This is a genomic window from Polaromonas sp. (assembly GCF_029945685.1).
GTDB lineage: Bacteria > Pseudomonadota > Gammaproteobacteria > Burkholderiales > Burkholderiaceae_C > Polaromonas.
Window position 1 is genome coordinate 526,444 of record NZ_JAQSDA010000020.1, and the last position, 18,931, is coordinate 545,374.

Consider the following 18,931-nt stretch of genomic DNA (forward strand, 5'->3'; position numbering starts at 1 on the left):
CTCTCGTTCACCGACCCTTCGACAAGCTCAGGGCGAACGAATCCTGGAAACTGCCATGCTGATGCCCACCGCCAAGCCGCTGCGCGAGCTTGAAAATACTTCCGAGTTCATTGCCCGCCACATCGGCATTGATGAGACCGACGAAACCCACATGCTCAGCGTCGTGGGTTCCGCGTCGCGACGGGCGCTGATCGACGGCATCGTGCCGCGCAGCATTGCCCGTAGCCAGGCGATGGCGATCCCGGCACCCGTCACCGAAGCGGCGGCACTGGCCGAGCTCAAGGCCATGGCGGCGAAGAACAAGGTGTTCAAAAGTTTCATCGGCCAGGGGTATTACGGCACGCACACACCCGGCGTGATCCTGCGCAACATCCTTGAAAACCCCGCGTGGTACACCGCCTACACCCCCTACCAGGCTGAAATTTCGCAGGGCCGCATGGAAGCCCTCATCAACTTCCAGACCATGGTCTGCGACCTGACCGGCATGCCGATGGCCAACGCCTCCATGCTGGACGAGGCCACCGCCGCCGCCGAAGCCATGACGCTGGCCAAACGCAGCGTCAAGAGCAAAAGCAATGTCTTCATCGTGGCCGGCGACTGCCACCCGCAGACCATCGAGGTGATCCAGACGCGCGCCAAACCACTGGGCATCGAGGTCAAGGTCAGCACCGCCGCCGCGACCGTGCCGCAGCTGATGGCCGAGGGCAACTACTTCGGCGTGCTGGCGCAGTACCCGGCCACGACCGGCAGCATCCATGACCTGCGGCCACTGGCTGGCCAGGCGCATGTGGACGGCGCCGCCCTGTGTGTGGCCGCCGACCTGCTGGCGCTGACCCTGCTGGCGCCGCCCGGCGAATGGGACGCCGACATTGTGCTGGGCAACACCCAACGCTTCGGCGTGGCCATGGGCAACGGCGGGCCGCACGCGGCCTACCTCGCCTGCCGCGATGAGTTCAAGCGCTCCATGCCGGGCCGGCTGGTCGGCGTCAGCATCGACGTGCACGGCAACCCGACCTACCGGCTGGCGCTGCAGACCCGCGAGCAGCACATCCGCCGCGAGAAAGCCACCTCCAACATCTGCACCGCGCAGGTGCTGCCGGCCGTGCTGGCCAGCATGTACGCGGTCTACCATGGCCCGCAGGGCCTCAAGCGCATCGCTCAGCGCGTGGCGACCTACACCGCGATATTTGTGCGCGGCATGCAGCAGATGGGTTACGAGATCGCCAACAGCAGCGCTTTCGACTCGGTCACCATCAAGACCGGTGATGCTACCAATTCAATAGCTGAACGCGCCCGCCAGTCGGGGGCTAACCTGCGTTTTCGCTTGAACAACCACCTGGGCGTGTCGCTCGACGAAACCACCACGCGGGAAGACCTGGAGATGCTCTGGGCTTTCTTCGTCAAGCCCGGCCAGCCCATGCCTCGCCTGAGCGACTTTGAAAAAGGCATCGAGCCGCTGATCCCCGAAGCGCTGCGCCGCACCAGCGACTTCCTGACGCACCCGGTGTTCAACACGCACCACTCCGAGACCGGCATGCTGCGCTACATCCGCATGCTCAGCGACAAGGACCTGGCGCTGGACCGCACCATGATCCCGCTGGGCAGTTGCACCATGAAACTCAACGCAACCAGCGAGATGATTCCCGTCACCTGGCCCGAGTTTGCCAACATCCACCCGTTTGCGCCGCAGGACCAGTTGCAGGGTTACGCCGAGCTCGACCAGCAGCTGCGCGACTGGCTGTGCCAGGCCACGGGTTACGCCGGCATCAGCCTGCAGCCCAATGCCGGCTCGCAGGGCGAATACGCCGGCCTGCTGGTCATCAAGGCCTGGCTGGACGCGAACGGCCAGGGCCACCGCAACATCTGCCTGATTCCCTCGTCGGCCCACGGCACCAACCCGGCCAGCGCGCAGATGGCCGGCATGACGGTGGTGGTGACAGCCTGCGATGCGCAGGGCAACGTCGACATGGCCGACCTGGAGGCCAAGTGCGAGCAGCACAGCGCGAACCTGGCCTGCATGATGATCACCTACCCGAGCACCCACGGCGTGTTCGAGACGCAGGTGAAAGAACTCTGCGCGCTGGTGCACAGCCACGGTGGGCGTGTTTACGTGGACGGCGCCAACATGAATGCACTCGTCGGCGTGGCCGCCCCGGGCGAGTTCGGCGGCGACGTGAGCCACCTGAACCTGCACAAGACCTTCTGCATTCCGCACGGCGGCGGCGGCCCCGGCGTCGGCCCGGTCTGCGTCGTGGCCGATCTTGTGCCTTACCTGCCCGGCCATGCGACGGCAGGCCTGCCGGTCAACGGCGTGGGCGCCATCTCGGCCGCACCGCTGGGCAATGCGGCCGTGTTGCCGATCAGCTGGATGTACTGCCGCATGATGGGCCCCGAAGGCCTGCAGCAGGCGACTGAAGTAGCCATCCTCAGCGCCAACTACATCAGCGCTCGGCTGAAGGACCACTACCCGACGCTGTACGCCAGCGAGAACGGTCATGTCGCGCACGAGTGCATCCTGGACCTGCGCCCGCTGAAGGAAACCAGCGGCGTCAGCGCCGAAGACGTGGCCAAACGCCTGATGGACTACGGCTTCCACGCGCCCACCCTGAGCTTCCCCGTGCCCGGCACGCTGATGGTCGAACCCACCGAAAGCGAAACCCTGGCCGAGCTGGACCGTTTCATCAACGCGATGGTTGCCATCCGCGAAGAGATCCGCAATGTTGAAAACGGCACCTGGCCGCAGGACAACAACCCGCTCAAACACGCGCCCCACACCGCCGCCAGCCTGCTGGGCGCGGACTGGGACCGGCCATATTCGCGCGAAACCGGCGCCTTCCCGCTGGCCACGCTCAAGCAGGTCAAGTACTGGCCGCCGGTGGGCCGCGTCGACAACGTCTATGGCGACCGCAACCTGTTCTGCAGCTGCGTGCCGGTGGCCGATTACGCGTGAAGCCAAGCGTCCCGGGCACAAGCAGCCCGGGGACTTTTTACTATTGATTCCATAGCTGTCTCCGCCCGTCTCAGATGGGCGGGAGGCCGATTTCCCTTGTAACCCGGGAGTTGGCAGGCCATCGCGCTAGCGCCTGTGCACCCTTGCTGGCGATCGAGGCCGCGCCGCCGCACCTGCACCACAGCCGGTTCCTGGACAGCCAATCTACCGGGCGGTTTCCTGTGTTTGAGGGGAGGCCCCTCAGCAAGGGGTCAGGCCTCACTGCCCCCTTGTCATCACTGCAGAAGCCCAAGCTCCCTGGGTCCGGCGGGCGTTTCTATCTCGGCCACCAGTGAGCAGGCGTTGGCGTAAAAGACCGCTACTTCAGGCCAAGGCGCCAGACCCATCCTGGCGAACGCCGCCAAGACTTGTGCCGGCTCGGGATGATGAATGCGCAAACGGCGCAAACGCAGGCCGACATCGGCCAGCCTGCTGGCCGGATGGTCGTGAGATGAGCGCTGAATCAGTGCAGGAACCGCCCCCTGAAATGGAACGCTGCCGTCGGCAGTGAGAGTCATCTGCCAGGTAAACCCCGCACGGCTCATCGTCTCCACAGTCCCCATCTCGGGGATCACCGCGCTTTCGATGTTGTCTGTGCCTGCCACCCAGGCGGCAAGGCGGGGAATGCCGGAGCGGGAAACCTGGTCCAGACCAAACCACCTGGGTCTGGCGACCGGCGGTGCGTCGGGGTCCGGCGCGATGACTTCCAGGTAAACCCGCTCCCCCAGCGCGAGCAGGCGGTTGTGCGTACCCATGTCGGGGTGTTTTCTGCCGGGGAACGGTTCGATACCAAGGGCCTGGTGGACGAAGCGTGAGCCGGCGTCGAGTGACGGTGCAACGACGGTGATGTGGTCAAGGCAAGTGGGCATGTCGGTGAGGTTGACGTCAGTTAGACCACAAATGGTCGCGCAATAACTCGCGGACCTCCTCTGCAAAACCTGTCATGAACCATTTTTCCGCTTGAATGAGTCGCTACATTAAAGATAGCGGCAAACGCTCGCAGTCCGCGAGCGGTGGCTGGATTCCCCCCGGAGGCGATTCTGCATCGCCCGATGTGGTTTGAACACCCCCCATCGGATGGGGCTGTGAGTTTTTCCGCCCTCCCCCCAACCTGGATAATGCATCCTGCCGTCCGCCCGCCCAAAGACCCGCGCCCTGCGCCCACCCAAGCACCCGCCATGTTCGACCACCTGATTCTTTTCCTTCTGCACTGGGCCATCACCGCGCTGTCGCTCTGGCTGGCCAGTCGCGTCTTTCGGGGCATCAGCTTTGCCGATACCTCGTCGCTGGTCATCTCGGCCCTGCTGCTCGGTTTTGCAAATGCGATTGTCAAGCCGCTGCTGATTGTGCTGACCCTGCCGCTGACCCTGGTGACCTTTGGCCTGTTTCTGCTGGTCATCAATGCCCTGATGATTCTGCTGGTCTCCGCGCTGGTGCGCGGCTTCAAGGTCTCCGGTTTCTGGACGGCTTTTTTTGCCAGCATCTTCATCGCCGTGCTGAGCTGGGTGATAGGCGCCTTCGTGCTGGTGGGCAGCGGGCCCGATGCCGTCCCCATGCAGATGCCCCGCAACGGCGTGTGGCTCTGAGTCCGGCAGGCACCGGTTCAACAAAATAACACGCCAAACTCCCCCCCAGCCCCTACAAGGCGGGCCCAAGCAGCTATCTTTTCAGCAGCACACCCGGCCCGCCAACAGCCCCTGACAGCGAGTTGCTAGCGCCCCTTGACTACGGGCTCCAGGTCGTTTTTTTCTGAAATTTTCGGAGGTTGACCGTTACTGGCTTTTCACCGCTTTGCTCCTTCATTTGGAGGATGCGTTCCGGTCGGCACGCGATCAGAATTGCGCAATAGAAGGGACGGGTCCCTGCAAAGGAGCTTCCATGCGCCACCTGATCATTCTTTCGCTCGCCGTGTTGTGTAGCAGTTGCGCGCAACTTCCTCCTGCCGCGGTGGCGGATGCGCCGCCCAGGCAGGCGCAGGCCGTGGTGTTCGACATCGACGGAACGCTCACACCCGCCGTGTCGACCATTTTTGAAGCGCGCGAGGATGCGGCCAAGGCTGTGCGTATGTTCGCCGACAAGGGCTACAACGTCATCTACCTCAGCACCCGGGCCAGCTGGTTTTCGGCCAACATTCCTGGCTGGCTGAAAGACAACGGTTTTCCTGCCGGCAGCCTCCATGTGGCACAAACGGATGAAGATCGCAGCCGCCCCGATGTCTACAAGACGCGCATGTTGAAAGACTTCATGGCCCATGGCTGGCAGCTCAGGTTTGCCTATGGCGACTCCGACACCGATTTTTTGGCCTACGCCGCAGCCGGCATCCCGAAGGAAAGTGTCTTCGCGCTGCTGCGCAGGTACGAGGCCGATTGCCAACCGGGTCAGTGGAAGGTTTGCCTGAAGGGGTGGACTGAACACCTGGACTTTGTGACGCGATCCGTGCCGTCTGTGCTGGACAACTGACGGCCTCTTTTTCGCCCAGGCTGCCCGTTGGAACCGCTATCGATTCAATAGCTGCTTGCGCCCGTGACACAAGGGCCAGAGGCCAAAAAGGTTTCATTTTTCCAGCCAACTACTCGCTGACCCCACCCTTGCCGCGTGACGCCTTGATTTCCGAACGCTGACTTTTCCCCGCCAGGCGTCGCTGCTTCGAGCCATAGGTCGGCTTGGTGGCACGGCGCACGCGCGGCGGGGTGGCGACGCTGTTCACGATTTCGTTGAGCCGGGCCAGCGCGTCGGCGCGGTTCATCTCCTGGCTGCGGTGTTGCTGGGCCTTGAGCACCAGCACGCCTTCCTGCGTGATGCGGCTGTCGCGCAGGCAAAGCAGCCGCTCCTTCACGCCCTCGGGCAGCGAAGAGGCCATGATGTCAAAGCGCAGGTGCACCGCGCTGGACACCTTGTTGACGTTCTGCCCGCCGGCGCCCTGCGCGCGGATGGCGCTGATCTCGACTTCGGCTTCGTTGACTTCCAGGGGCATGCGGCATTCTAGAAGAGACGCTGCTGTTGGAGGAAGCAAGTTGGTGGCCTCCTCGTGCCTTCTATTGAACGCTACCAGGCCGGCTCTCCCCCCTCACCGGGGATCACCGGCATCACGCTGCGCCTGCGGTCCGCGCTGGACAGTAGATGCGACTCCCCACTCCCTCCCCCCGCCCCTCCCTCGCCCCGCTGGGCGATGGCGGGGAGCTTCATCTGGCCGCGTTTGTTGCGCTCGCGTGCAAACATGAGGGCCGCTTGACTCCGACATGACGCGCCTTGCGCGTCATGTCTCCCCGCACCCGATCTCGAACCCGCATTTGTTCCCCCACCCGTCGGGCTGGGCCGAGGAGCGCAGGCAAAAGCGGATCAGGGCTGGCGTTGTTTGAGCCGCAGGCGAGTTTAGCCAGACCCCGCTTTTGCCGAGCACCACAGGTTGCCCGCAGCGAAGCGGAGGGACCCAGACCATCGGGTCGCCTTTCTTTTGGGTACTTTTCTTTGGCGAAGCAAAGACAAAGTGCCTCGCCCGCCGGGGCGAGTCCCGGCTTGCCCGAAGCACCACAAAGACAACACGGCCAAAGGCCTCAACCAGCGCGCGCCGTGTTCCCTGCACACCGCGCCGGAATCCCGGACAATCCCTGATCCGACCGGCCTTTCATGCACACCCGACACTTCCTCCAGCTTATCGCCCTGTCCGCCCTCTGGGGTGGCTCCTTTCCCCTGCTTCGCATTGCCAGCCCGGCGTTCGGTCCCTGGCTGCTGGCCGGGGTGCGCTGCATGCTGGCTGCGCTGGTGCTGACGCTGCTGATGCGCGCGCTGCGCGAGCACTGGCCGCCGCGTGCCGCCTGGCCGCGCCTGGCGCTGCTCAGTGTGCTGACCGTGGTCGCGCCTTTTGTGCTGTTCAACTGGGCCGCGCTGGTGATCCCGGCCGGGTATTCGGCCGTGCTCAACGCCACGGCGCCGCTGTTCGGCGTGCTGGGCGCCGCGCTGGCGCGCGAGGAGCGGCTTTCGTCGCGCCGGCTGCTCGGTTGTGCCGTGGGTTTTGCCGGTGTCGCCCTGCTGGTGCAGCTGGGGCCGGTGGCGGTGACGCCGCGCGTCGTGCTGGCCGCGCTGGCCTGCACCGCCGCTGCCGCCGCTTATGGCTTTGGCGCCATCCTGATGAAACGCGCGACCATGGCGCACGACCCGCTGCCGGCCTCGGCCGTGGTGCATGTGGCGGCCGCGCTGTTCCTGCTGCTGCCCTCCGGTGTGGCCCTGCCCTCGGCCCACTACACCAGTGGCGCACTGATCGCGGTGGCGGTGCTGGGCATCTTCACCTCGGGCCTGATGTACTGGATCAGCATGCGCCTGATGCGTGAGATCACGGCCAGCGCCGCCACCTCGGCAGCGTTCATGATTCCGCTGTTCGGCGTGGCCTGGGGCGGCCTGTTTCTCGGCGAGCCGGTCACCTGGGGCATGGCGCCGGGCTGCGTGCTGGTGCTGGCCGCCACCGCGCTGATCACCGGCTTCAACCCCTTCCGCGCCCCGCCGGAACGCTAAACGGCTCAGCGCCGTACGCTACAGTATTGATAGCTGCTTGCGCCCGCGGGACAAGGGCTAGAGGCCTGAAACGCTTGTAGACCTGCCGCTTGTCAGGGTGCGGCAGCGCCCAGGCTGCGCTGCACGCGCCAGGCCCGGTAGGCACAGGCCGTCGCAACCAGGCTGGCGGCCAGGCAGGCCCAGTACACGCTGACCAGCCCGAACGCCGAACTCAGCAATCCGCCGACCAGTCCACCCAGCACACCCGGCAGGCCGTAAGCCACCACCACGTAGAGCGCCTGCCCGCGGCCACGCAGCCGTCCGGGGAAATGGTGCGACAGCAGCGCGATGCAGACCGTGTGGTGCGTCGCAAACGTCAGCGCATGCAGCGCCTGCGCCACCAGCATGAGCAGCAGCACGCCGGGCCAGACGGCGGTGATGCCCATGCGCAGCGCCATGGCGGCCGAACACACCATCAGCCAGGCGGTCAGGCTCAGCCGTGGCAGCCAGCGGCCCTGGGTGTAGAACCAGCCGATTTCTACCACCACCGAAAACGCCCACAACACGCCGATCATGGTTTTGCTGTAGCCATTGGCGTCGAGGTAGAGCGAGAAAAACACGTAGATGCTGATGTGCGCCAGCACATGAAAAAACGCCGATGCAAAAAACCACAGCACGGCGCGCTGGCGAAGAATCGGCAACACCGGCAACTTCAGGTCGTGGGGACTGACCGCCTCCTTCAGGTCCGGCAGCAACCAGACACTGACCGTCACGGCCAGCAGCGACAGAAAGGTCCAGGCCGGGAAGTGTTTCATGCCGAAGATCTCGAACCAGCTGCCCGCGGCAAACACCGTGAACAGAAAACCCAGCGAACCCCACAGGCGAACGCGGCCGTAACGCCGCGCGTCAAAGGCACCGCCCTGGCTGATCAGGTGCGCCATGGCGGCTTCACTCATGGGCATCATGGAACTGGTGTGCGTGAACATCACCAGCAGCACCGCCGTGAGCCACCAGACGCCGTAGCTGGATTCAAAGTCCAGCCACAGGCCGAGGGAGGAGATCAGCGCCACAGTGGCGCCGTAACGCAGCAGCTTGACGCGCTCGCCGGTGTGGTCGCTCAGCGCACCCCAGCCGTAGGGGGCAAACAGGCGCGTGGCGGCCTGCACCGAGGTCAGCAGGCTGATCGCCAGGATGCTGAAGCCCAGGTCCTTGAGCCACAGCGGCAGGTAGGGATTGAAAAACCCGATGTGCGCAAAATAACTGGCCGACAGCGCCGCAAACGGCACCAGCTGGCGGCGCCTGGCCGCAGCTTCAGGCATGGTCAGGACCTGTTCACACGGAGCCCTTGATCGCCTGCATGGGCGGCACCACGTCGCCGCATTGCGCGCGCTGGCGCAGGGCATGCTCCATCACCACCAGCGCCAGCATGGCCTCGGCAATCGGCGTGGCGCGTATGCCCACACACGGGTCGTGCCGGCCCTTGGTGCTGACCGAGGTCGGCTGGCCGGCCATGTCCACCGACTCGCGCGGCGTGAGGATGGAGCTGGTCGGCTTGATCGCCATCGACACCTCCAGGTCCTGCCCGGTGCTGATGCCGCCCAGCACACCACCGGCGTTGTTGGACTTGAAGCCCGCGGGCGAGAGCGAGTCACCGTGTGTGCTGCCGCGCTGTGTGACGCTGGCAAACCCGGCGCCGATTTCCACACCCTTGACCGCGTTGATGCCCATCATGGCAAAAGCGATGTCGGCGTCGAGCTTGTCGAACAACGGCTCGCCCAGGCCCACCGGCATGCCCGTGGCGGTGATACGAATGCGCGCGCCACAGGAGTCGCCAGCCTTGCGCAGCTGGTCCATGTAGGCTTCCAGGGTTGAAACGTCAGCCACCGGGGCAAAAAACGGGTTGTTCGGCACGTGCTCCCAGGATTCGAAGGGAATGGCGATGTCGCCAATCTGCGTCATGCAGCCGCGAAAGGTGGTGCCGTATTTCTCCAGCAGCCACTTTTTGGCCACCGCACCGGCCGCCACCATGGGCGCGGTCAACCGGGCCGAGGCCCTGCCACCACCGCGCGGGTCGCGGATGCCGTACTTCTGCAGGTAGCTGTAGTCCGCATGGCCGGGGCGGAAGGTGTCCAGGATGTTGCCGTAGTCCTTGCTGCGCTGGTCGGTGTTTTTGATCAAGAGGCAGATCGGCGTGCCGGTGGTTTTGCCTTCGTAGACGCCGGAAAGGATTTCCACCGCGTCCGGCTCGTTGCGCTGCGTCACATACTTGCTGGTGCCGGGCCGGCGCCGGTCCAGGTCGCCCTGGATGTCGACCTCGCTCAGGGCCATACCGGGCGGGCAGCCGTCAATCACACAGCCAATGGCCGGGCCGTGGGATTCACCGAAGTTGGTGACTGCGAATAGGGTGCCGAAGGTGTTGCCGCTCATGCGGGGGATTATCCCAGATGGGCCTGGTGCCGACCTCGGTCACCGACTGCCGTATCACACCCGGCTTTCAGCCGCCCTGTACCGGCAACGCAAAATGAAACACCGCCCCCTGGTCCACCTTGCCTTCCGCCCACACCCTTCCGCCGTGGCGCGTGACCACACGGCGCACGGACGCCAGACCGACGCCGGTGCCCTCGAACTCCTGGTCGGTGTGCAGCCGCTCGAACACTTCGAAGAGTTTGTCGTAGTGCGCCATGTCGAACCCGGCGCCGTTGTCACGCACGGTGTAGACGGCTTCCGCGCCCTCGACGCGTCCACTGACCTCGATCTGCGGATTGGCGGTCAGGCTGCTGTACTTCACCGCGTTGGACAGAAGGTTCACCCACACCTGTCGAAGCAAGCCCGGGTCGGCAGGCGCCGGCGGCAGCAAACCGAGCTGGATGACAGGTTGGGGGGCGCCCGGGCCGCCGACCGGCAGGTCGGCGACCACCTGCGCAGCCAGGGCGTTCATGTCAACGTCGGTTTTCTGGACCTCCTGCAGGCTGAGCCGGGAAAATGACAGCAGGTCGTCGATCAGCCTGGCCATGCTTTTGACCCGGGAGCCGATGACGGACAGATAGTGCAGGCCTTTTTCGTCCAGGCGGTCGGCGTAATTTTTCACCAGCAGCCCCGCATAACCGCCAATGATGCTCAGCGGGGAACGCAGGTCATGCGAGGCTGCCGAGGTGAAACTCTCCAGGCTCTTGTTGGTGGCCTCCAGCTCGTCGGCACGCAGCTTCAGGGCGGAATGAAGGTCGGCAATCACCTTTTCCAGCTCCTTCTTCTCGGTGATGTCCTCGGAGATGCCCAGCACATGGGTGGGCTCGACGGCTTCGCCAAAAACCGGCACCTTGCGTGTGTGCAGCAGGCGCAAGCCTTTGCTTTGCGAGAAAAACCGGTCTTCCGGAATCTCCTCGATGAGGCCGCTGGCCAGCACCCGCTGATCCTGGGCGGTGAACCGGTCGGCTTCTTCCTGGCTGAAAAGATCGTGGACGGATTTCCCCACCATGTCCTCGCGCGCGATGCCCGTCAGTTGCTCCTCCGCGGAGTTGACACGCACATAACGAAGCTGGGCGGCATCCTTGATGAACACCGGCGTCGGGATGTGCTCAATCATCGAGTCGAGAAAACGGTTGGCTTCCAGCACCTCCGCCGTGCGTTCGCGCAACTGCTGGCGGCTTTCGTGAAGCTCGTTGTTGCGCTGCATGGCCGCGTCGTAGGTGGACATCAGCAGGTTCAGTATCTGGGTGCGGCTGGCAGTGATCTGGTGCCGCTCGCCGTGGAAAAAAATCTCGGCCGGCGGTCCGTCTTCCGTCATATGCGCGACGTCGCGGTTGCTCAGGGCGTGCTCCACCCGCGCCAGCATGTGGCTTCGCTCGTAGGGCTTGATGACGAAGCTGTCGGCACCACACTGCAGGCCAAGCAAGACCTCGTTGGGGTCGGACAGGCTGGTGACGAGAATCACCGGGACCGGGGAGAGCCCGGGCCCGGCCTTGATCTGCCGGCACAGCTCATAACCGCTCATTTCGGGAATGGCCACCCCGCTGATGATGAGCGCGGGGCGAATCGCCCTCGTCATTTCCAGCGCGGCCACGCCGTTGTCGGCAGTGCTGACCTGGTAACCCTCTTCTTCGAGGATATGTTGCAGCATCAAGGCCTGCGCCGTGATGTTTTCCACGATCAGGATATGTCGGGGCGAGGCACCACCGGATTGCACAGTAGCCATGTTTTTTCTTCCCTTCCAGTGTCAGCCAAATAGCTCCACCTATTTATGGAATGGATAGTACTGGGTAAGCGGTTCCTGTGCGAAGCGCCCGGCCTTTTCAGTCCGCCGGGCATGCCCCTGCCCCTGGTCGACGGCAACGTGCGCAAAGCCAACATGGTCCGCCGCACCTTATGGACGACCGTTGAGGGCGAGCGCAAGGACACCGGCTCCGTCGGCCAGACGGTGGTGGCGCAGGACCTGTGCCGCCGCATCCGCCCAAGACGGGTGTGGGGTACCACGGCGTGTTCAGTGGCCGCCAGTGGACTACGCAGATTCATCCGCGGGTGCGGGAGATGATTCATGCAGGCACGGGATGAATTTGAAGCAAAATCTGCCTCCAGCCCTTTACGGGTGGGCGGTAGCAGCTATAGCATTTGCAGCAAAAGGCAGTGCACCGGTGGCCGGTTGGAGGCTTTCACCGCTGGCCTGCCGCGGGAAGCGGGGGTCAGATCCACCCGTCGAGGCCCTTCCCGGCCCGCGTCAGAGAAGGGGTGCCTGGTTCGGCTCTTCCTCGGCCGGCCAATCGCGAATGTAGGCCTTGAGCATCTTGTTCTCGAAGTTCTGGCCATCGACCACCGCCTTGGCCACGTCGTAAAACGAGATCACGCCTTCGAGGACCTTCTTGTTGAGCACCGGCATGTAGCGCGCGTGGCGGCCCAGCATCATGCGCCGGACTTCGTCGATCTCGGTGTCCGGTGTGCAGGTCAGCGGCGCATCATCCATGGCCGTGCGTACCAGCGTGTTGCCGATCTCACCGCCGTTTTTGACAATGCACAGAATCACCTCCCGGAAGGTCAGCATGCCGACCAGGTCGCCGTGCTCCATGACGACCAGCGAGCCGATGTCTTTTTCCGCCATGATCTGGGTCGCCTTGGACAGCGGCTCATCGGGCTGGACGGTATAAAGCGTGTTGCCTTTGACGCGCAGGATATCAAGGACTCTCATGGGGCACTCCTTCAGGAATTTGTCTCGGCAGTCTGCAGGTTCTTCCCCGGTGCGGGCCGGCGGAAAATTCAGTTCAAATATAGCCCACAATCTGTTCGCAAGCCACCTCAAGTTGTTTCAGGCTGGCTGCTGTTTTTCACCGATCCTTCCGCTTTTTTCTGGAGACACCATGTCTGGCTACTCTGACCCGGGCTTTGACACGCTGGCCCTGCATGCCGGCGCCGCGCCCGACCCGGCCACCGGCGCGCGCGCCGTGCCGATTCACCTGACCACCTCGTTTGTCTTCGAATCCAGCGACCACGCCGCCAGCCTGTTCAACCTGGAGCGTGCCGGCCACGTCTATTCGCGCATCAGCAACCCGACCAACGCGGTGCTGGAGCAACGCGTGGCCGCCCTCGAAGGCGGCATAGGCGCCATCAGCACCGCCAGCGGCCAGGCGGCGCTGCACCTGAGCATTGCCACCCTGATGGGCGCGGGCTCGCACATCGTCGCCTCGACCGCGCTTTACGGCGGCAGCCAGAACCTGCTGCACTACACCATGCGGCGCTTCGGCATTGAAACGACGTTTGTCAAGCCCGGCGATATCGACGGCTGGCACGCCGCAGTGCGCCCCAACACGAAACTCTTCTTTGGTGAAACCGTCGGCAACCCCGGGCTGGACGTGCTGGACATGCCCACCGTGTCAGCCATCGCACACGAAGCCGGCGTGCCGCTGCTGGTGGACTCGACGCTGACCTCACCCTGGCTGGTCAAGCCTTTCGAGCACGGGGCCGACCTGGTCTACCACTCGGCCACCAAGTTCCTGAGCGGTCACGGTACGGTGATTGGCGGCATCGTCGTGGACGGCGGCAGCTTCGACTGGGAAAAGTCCGGCAAATTCGCCGAACTGACCGAAGCCTACGACGGTTTTCACAACATGGTGTTCAGCGAGGAAAGCACGGTCGGCGCCTTTTTGCTGCGCGCGCGCCGCGAAGGCCTGCGCGACTTCGGCGCCTGCATGAGCCCGCACACCGCGTGGCTGATTTTGCAGGGCATCGAAACCCTGCCGTTGCGCATGGCGCGGCACATGTCCAACACCGAGAAGGTCGTGACCTTTCTCGCCAGCCACCCGCTCGTTTCACGCGTCGGCCACCCGATGCTGGAGACCCACCCCAGCCACGCGCTGGCCAAAAAGCTGTTGCCACGCGGCGCCGGCTCGGTGTTCAGCTTCGACATCCGGGGCAACCGGGAGCAGGGCAAGGCCTTCATCGAAACCCTCAAGGTGTTCAGCCACCTGGCCAATGTCGGCGACTGCCGCAGCCTGGTGATTCACCCGGCCAGCACCACCCATTTCCGCATGACCGACGAGGCGCTGGCGGGCGCCGGCATCACGCAGGGCACCATCCGACTCTCGATCGGCCTGGAAGATCCGGACGATTTGATTGATGACCTCAAGCGCGCGCTGAAGGCGGCCGAGAAAACCGGGACCTGAACATGTACCTCGACGTCAACGGCCACAGCACCTACTGCTATACCGGCGGCAAGCCCTTCGATGCCGCCAAACCCACGGTGGTTTTCATCCACGGCGTGCTCAACGACCACAGTGTCTGGATTTTGCAAAGCCGCTACCTGGCCCACCATGGCTGGAACGTGCTGGCAGTGGATCTTCCGGGCCACTGCAAAAGCGCGGGTGACGCACCCTCGACGGTGGAAGAAGCCGCCGACTTCGTGGCTGCCCTGCTGGCCGCGGCCGGCGTGCAGCGGGCCGCCCTGATCGGCCACAGCTGGGGTTCGCTGATTGCGCTGGAGGCCGCCTCCCGGCTCAAAGAGCGGGTGAGCCACCTGGTGCTGGTCGGTATTGCCTACCCGATGAAGGTGTCCCCGGCCCTGCTGGAGGCCGCCCTGAACGAGCCGATGAAGGCGCTCACCATGATCAATGTTTTTTCGCGCAGCACCCTGGCCGCGCCGCCGTCAGCGCTGGGCCCGGGCACCTGGGTCTACGGCGCCAGCATGGCGCTGGGGCGGCGTGTGCTGGCGAGCAACACCCAGGTCAATGTCTTTCACCGCGGCTTCAAGGCTTGCGACAGTTATGCCAACGGCGACAAGTCCATCACGCAGATCACCTGTCCGGTGCTGTTCCTGCTCGGTACGCAGGACCAGATGACCCAGGCCAGAGCCGCTCAGCCCCTGGTTGAGAAGGCGCGGGCCAGTGGCAAAACCGTGCAGGTCGCCAGCCTGCCGGTCGGCCACCACCAGATGACCGAGGCGCCGGAAGAAACTTTGTTTGCGATGCGGGACTTTCTGAAAACCAGGTGAGCCCGGCGGCAAGACGCGGTTGCGGCGCCACCTCTCGTGGCCGCACCGGCGTCGGGGGGATGTCCGATGAATGCGCTCAACTGTTGATGACCGTCAAGTTCCAGCCGGAACCGGCCGGTACAGTGGCTGTGCCATCACGCACAACCCACTACATCCACGATTGCCATGACCTCCACCTCACGCCGCACTTTTGTCATTCACGCCCTCACCGCCAGCGGAGCGCTGGCGGCCAGCAGCCTGGCGCTGTCCCAGACGGCGGCCGCGCCCATGGTCCAGGACACCGACGCCAACGCTGTCGCCCTGGGTTACAAGGCCGACGGCAGCAAGACCGACACCAAAAAATACCCGAAGTACGCCGCCGGCCAGAACTGCGCCAACTGCGCGCTCTACCAGGGCAAGGCAGCTGACGCGGCGGCCCCCTGCCCCCTGTTCGCCGGCAAGCGGGTCGCGGCCAAGGGCTGGTGCAGCGCCTGGGCGAAAAAAGCCTGATAGCCGTCCGGGCGCCTGCGCTGTGCCGTCAGGCGCGCGGGCTTCGGGCCAGGTGCGCCCTGCACCAACTGCCGGGGCTTCAGGCGGCGCAGTGGCAGGCAAGCGCTGACCCTCTCGCGATCCAGCAAAAACCACGCCCTGCCGCGGTCTAAACAGCCCGCTACCATGGGGGCATGACCGAGTACACCTCCCCGTTTCCTCACACCCCGCACCAGCGTGGCCTGCAGGGACCCGGTGCCACGGCCTGCCCCATCCGGCCACCAGCCTTGGCGGGCTGCGCATGAACCTGCCGAGCTGGCTGCCGGACGTCCTGCGAGAGGGCCTGAACCTGGTGCCCGTGCTCGCCACCTTGCTGCATCTGGCGCTGGCGCTGGGAGTGACCCTGCACGCGTTGCTGACCCGGCGCCATGTATCGACCACCGTCGCCTGGATCGGGCTGGCCTGGCTGGCACCGGTTGTGGGGCCACTGCTTTACCTGGTGCTCGGCGTCAACCGCATCCAGCGCGCCGGCGTGGCGCTGGGCATGAAAGAGGCCTGGCAACGCGAACACCAGCGCGCACACGGCGGTGCGCCTGCCATCGGCGCGGCCGCCGGGCCCGATGCGCCTTGCGCCCCGGCGCTGGCCGGCATCAACCGCCTGTCCCGGCAGACCACCGGCAACGCCCTGCTGGCCGGCAACGCCGTGACGCCGCTGATTGACGGCGACCAGGCCTACCCCGCGATGCTGGCAGCCATCGCCGGCGCCCGCCGGTCGATCACACTGGCCACCTATATCTTCGACCTCGACGAGATCGGCAGCGCCTTTGCCGATGCCCTGCTGCAGGCCAGCGAGCGCGGCGTGGCGGTGCGCGTGCTGGTCGATGCCGTGGGCGGGCGCTACAGCCGCACCCGCATGGTGGCGCATCTGCGCGCACGCGGCGTCACGGCCGCGGCCTTTTTGCCGCCACGTTTTCCCGGTCTGCTGGCCTATGCCAATTTGCGCAACCACCGCAAGATCATGGTGGTCGACGGTGCGCTGGGCTTCACCGGCGGCATGAACATCCGCGCCGGACACCAGCTGGCCCTGCACCCGGCCCATCCCGTGCGCTGCCTGCACTTCGCGGTGCAGGGGCCGGTGGTGGCCGACATGCAGCGCGCCTTTGCCATCGACTGGGCCTTCAGCACCGGCGAGGCCCTGCTCGGCGACACCTGGTTTGCCGCAGGCCAGGCCTGCGGGCCGGTGCTGGCGCGCGGCGTGTCCGACGGCCCCGATGGCGACATCGACCACATGCGGCTGGTGCTGCTGGGCGCACTGGCCAGCGCGCAGCGACGCGTGTGCATCCTGACGCCTTATTTCCTGCCTGACGAAGTCCTGCTGACGACGCTGCAGATCACCGCGCTGCGCGGTGTGGCGGTGGACATCCTGCTGCCGGCGCGCAGCAATCTGCCGCTGATGGACTGGGCCATGCGGCCACAGCTGGGCGGCCTGCTGCATGCGGGTTGCCGCGTTCACCTGTCGCCGCCGCCGTTTGACCATTCCAAGCTGTTTCTGGTGGACGATGACTGGTCGCTGATCGGTTCGACCAACTGGGACGCGCGCAGCCTGCGGCTGAACTTCGAATACAACCTGGAATGCCACGACGCCGGGCTGGTGAAGCAGCTGGACGTGCTGGTGCAGCAGCGTCTGGCGCAGGCCCGTGCTCTTGATGTGGCGCTGCTGGACCGTCAGCCGCTGGCCGGCCAGCTGCGCGACCGGCTGACGGGCCTGCTGTCGCCTTACCTCTGAACCGGGTAACCCGGCCGCTGCGTGCAAAATCGGGAGCATGCAACCCATGACCCCCATCACCCCGCCGATGTCGCCCGCACGCGCACGGGACATTGCCGCCAGCTTCGACCTGCGCGCCCTGCCCGCCGACTTCTACGCCAACCCCTACCCGGTTTACGCGCTGCTGCGCGAGACCGCGCCGGTGCGGCGCATGCCCGACGGCTCGTATTTCCTCACGCGTTACGCCGACCTGGTGGCGGTCTACCGCGATGCGCAGACCTTCAGTTCGGACAAGAAGGTGGAGTTCACGCCCAAGTACGGCGCAGGCGCGCCGCTGCTGGAGCACCACACCACCAGCCTGGTGTTCAACGATCCGCCGCTGCACACGCGGGTGCGCAAGCTCATCATGGGCGCCCTCACGCGGCGGGCCATCACCGACATGGAGCCGGGGCTGGTCACCCTGGTGGACAGCCTGCTCGATTCCATCGAAGCCCGGGGCGGCGGCGACCTGATTGAGGACTTTGCCTCGGCGATTCCGGTGGAGATCATCGGCAACCTGCTGGGCGTGCCGCATGCCGACCGCGGGCCGCTGCGCGACTGGTCGCTGACCATTCTGGGCGCGCTCGAACCCAAACTCACACCCGAACAGGAAGCGCTGGGCAACCACAGCGTGAGCGAGTTCACGGCCTACCTGCAGGCGCTGGTGGCCGAGCGGCGGCGGCGCCCCGGCGATCCCGAGCACGATGTGCTGACGCGTCTGATCCAGGGCGAGGAAGCCGGTGAAAAACTGAGCGAAACCGAGTTGCTGCAAAACTGCGTTTTCATCCTCAACGCCGGCCACGAAACCACCACTAACCTGATCGGCAACGCCCTCGTCGCCCTGCAGGAGTGGCCCGGCGCCCGGGAACACCTGCTATCAAAAGTGAAGCTGCCTGCGCAGAACCCACAACGGCTGGAGCCTGATTTGACTGTAGAAATTGACGAGTTCCTGCGTTTCGAGTCGTCCAACCAGCTCGGTAACCGCCGCGCGCTCAAGGCCTGCCAGGTCGGCGGCGTGGACCTGCCCGAAGGTGCGCTGCTCACGCTGTGCATAGGCGCGGCGAACCGCGACCCGGCGCAGTTTGACCACCCAGAACAGCTCGACCTGACGCGCGAAAACAACCGGCACCTGGCCTTTGGTTTCGGCATCCACCAGTGCGCCGGCCTGAGCCTGGCGCGGCTCGAAGGCCGCATCGCCGTCGGGCGCTTTCTTCAGCGTTTTCCCGACTACCACCTCACCGCTGCACCAACCCGGGGCGGGCGCGCACGTTTCCGCGGCTTTCTGAACGCGCCGTTTGCCGCAGGCTCAAGCTGAACTGAGCCGCCGGTGCAGCGCCTGCACCAGGTCCGTCAGCGCCGGATCGGCCGAACCGGCGACCGCGGCCTGCTTGTCCAGCGACGCCAGCAAACGCGACAAGGTTGCGGCATGCGGCAACATGGGCCCGGCGAAGCGAAGCGCCGCGCCATCGGCAATCAGCAGCGTCGGAAAGGTCTCGATGTCGAGCTCGCCCACCAGTTCGGCCTCGTCTTCGATGTCCAGCCAGAGAAAACGCAGGCCGGGGTGCGCCGCGACCACCTGGTCAAACACCGGCCGGTAATCCCGGCAGGTGCCGCACCAGCCGGCACAAAGACAGGCGACCCAGCGCCCGTCGGGAACCTGCAAAGAAGGAAGCATGTCAGCCATTGTGCGCGAGCGTCGTTATCATGGCGC

16 protein-coding genes and 1 pseudogene are annotated in these 18,931 nt (G+C 65.2%); 10 read left to right on the forward strand and 7 right to left on the reverse strand.

From position 1 onward, the window contains the following. Window positions 1–55: 55 nt before the first annotated feature. The gene (gene gcvP / locus PSV26_RS14060; protein ID WP_300571566.1) at window positions 56–2,950 is read left to right on the forward strand and encodes an aminomethyl-transferring glycine dehydrogenase; all 2,895 of its coding nucleotides are present in this window, start codon (window positions 56–58) and stop codon (window positions 2,948–2,950) included. A 275-nt stretch (window positions 2,951–3,225) separates the two neighbouring features. Here gcvP and PSV26_RS14065 read toward each other — a convergent pair whose 3' ends face one another. After that, window positions 3,226–3,858, reverse strand: a complete 633-nt coding sequence (locus tag PSV26_RS14065) for a VOC family protein (protein ID WP_300518579.1) — start codon at window positions 3,856–3,858, stop codon at window positions 3,226–3,228. A 309-nt stretch (window positions 3,859–4,167) separates the two neighbouring features. Here PSV26_RS14065 and PSV26_RS14070 point away from each other — a divergent pair, with 309 nt between their 5' ends. Then, window positions 4,168–4,575, forward strand: a complete 408-nt coding sequence (locus tag PSV26_RS14070; protein WP_300519616.1) for a phage holin family protein — start codon at window positions 4,168–4,170, stop codon at window positions 4,573–4,575. Between the two features lie 292 nt (window positions 4,576–4,867). Next, a complete protein-coding gene (locus tag PSV26_RS14075; protein WP_300571567.1) occupies window positions 4,868–5,449 on the forward strand; it encodes a hypothetical protein in 582 nt (193 codons plus the stop codon). A gap of 109 nt (window positions 5,450–5,558) precedes the next feature. Here PSV26_RS14075 and arfB read toward each other — a convergent pair whose 3' ends face one another. Beyond that, the gene (arfB, locus tag PSV26_RS14080; protein ID WP_300571569.1) at window positions 5,559–5,963 is read right to left on the reverse strand and encodes an alternative ribosome rescue aminoacyl-tRNA hydrolase ArfB; all 405 of its coding nucleotides are present in this window, start codon (window positions 5,961–5,963) and stop codon (window positions 5,559–5,561) included. Between the two features lie 653 nt (window positions 5,964–6,616). Here arfB and PSV26_RS14085 point away from each other — a divergent pair. Continuing rightward, window positions 6,617–7,498, forward strand: coding sequence for a DMT family transporter (locus tag PSV26_RS14085; protein ID WP_300571570.1), 882 nt, complete (start codon window positions 6,617–6,619; stop codon window positions 7,496–7,498). 92 nt (window positions 7,499–7,590) lie between these two features. On the opposite strand, the gene PSV26_RS14090 is transcribed toward PSV26_RS14085, so the two are convergent. The 3 genes from PSV26_RS14090 to PSV26_RS14100 form a co-directional block, all read right to left on the reverse strand. Continuing rightward, window positions 7,591–8,796, reverse strand: a complete 1,206-nt coding sequence (locus PSV26_RS14090; protein ID WP_300571572.1) for an MFS transporter — start codon at window positions 8,794–8,796, stop codon at window positions 7,591–7,593. A gap of 13 nt (window positions 8,797–8,809) precedes the next feature. Beyond that, window positions 8,810–9,904: a chorismate synthase gene (aroC, locus tag PSV26_RS14095; protein WP_300571574.1), complete on the reverse strand. Its 1,095-nt coding sequence runs from the start codon at window positions 9,902–9,904 to the stop codon at window positions 8,810–8,812. Between the two features lie 67 nt (window positions 9,905–9,971). After that, entirely contained in the window at window positions 9,972–11,669 is a 1,698-nt protein-coding gene (locus tag PSV26_RS14100) for an ATP-binding protein (protein WP_300571576.1), read from the reverse strand. 156 nt (window positions 11,670–11,825) lie between these two features. Between PSV26_RS14100 and PSV26_RS14105 the strand changes: the two are divergent. Then, window positions 11,826–12,025 (forward strand): annotated as a pseudogene (locus tag PSV26_RS14105) (polyhydroxyalkanoate depolymerase); the annotation flags it as partial. A gap of 163 nt (window positions 12,026–12,188) precedes the next feature. On the opposite strand, the gene PSV26_RS14110 reads toward PSV26_RS14105, so the two are convergent. Then, window positions 12,189–12,653 (reverse strand): CBS domain-containing protein, encoded by a 465-nt coding sequence (locus PSV26_RS14110; RefSeq protein ID WP_300571578.1) that lies wholly within the window; start codon window positions 12,651–12,653, stop codon window positions 12,189–12,191. Window positions 12,654–12,822: 169 nt separating this feature from the next. Here PSV26_RS14110 and PSV26_RS14115 point away from each other — a divergent pair, with 169 nt between their 5' ends. From PSV26_RS14115 to PSV26_RS14135, 5 genes are all read left to right on the forward strand, one after another. After that, window positions 12,823–14,124 (forward strand): O-acetylhomoserine aminocarboxypropyltransferase, encoded by a 1,302-nt coding sequence (locus tag PSV26_RS14115; RefSeq protein ID WP_300571579.1) that lies wholly within the window; start codon window positions 12,823–12,825, stop codon window positions 14,122–14,124. 2 nt (window positions 14,125–14,126) lie between these two features. Next, window positions 14,127–14,948 (forward strand): alpha/beta hydrolase, encoded by an 822-nt coding sequence (locus PSV26_RS14120; protein ID WP_300571581.1) that lies wholly within the window; start codon window positions 14,127–14,129, stop codon window positions 14,946–14,948. A gap of 165 nt (window positions 14,949–15,113) precedes the next feature. Continuing rightward, window positions 15,114–15,437, forward strand: coding sequence for a high-potential iron-sulfur protein (locus tag PSV26_RS14125; RefSeq protein WP_300516347.1), 324 nt, complete (start codon window positions 15,114–15,116; stop codon window positions 15,435–15,437). A gap of 280 nt (window positions 15,438–15,717) precedes the next feature. After that, the gene (locus PSV26_RS14130; protein WP_300571582.1) at window positions 15,718–17,202 is read left to right on the forward strand and encodes a phospholipase D-like domain-containing protein; all 1,485 of its coding nucleotides are present in this window, start codon (window positions 15,718–15,720) and stop codon (window positions 17,200–17,202) included. 37 nt (window positions 17,203–17,239) lie between these two features. Then, complete coding sequence (locus PSV26_RS14135) at window positions 17,240–18,535, forward strand: cytochrome P450 (protein WP_300571584.1); 1,296 nt, start codon at window positions 17,240–17,242, stop codon at window positions 18,533–18,535. On the opposite strand, the gene PSV26_RS14140 is transcribed toward PSV26_RS14135, so the two are convergent. After that, window positions 18,527–18,895 (reverse strand): thioredoxin family protein, encoded by a 369-nt coding sequence (locus tag PSV26_RS14140; RefSeq protein WP_300571586.1) that lies wholly within the window; start codon window positions 18,893–18,895, stop codon window positions 18,527–18,529. The genes PSV26_RS14135 and PSV26_RS14140 overlap by 9 nt on opposite strands. Window positions 18,896–18,931 lie beyond the last annotated feature (36 nt).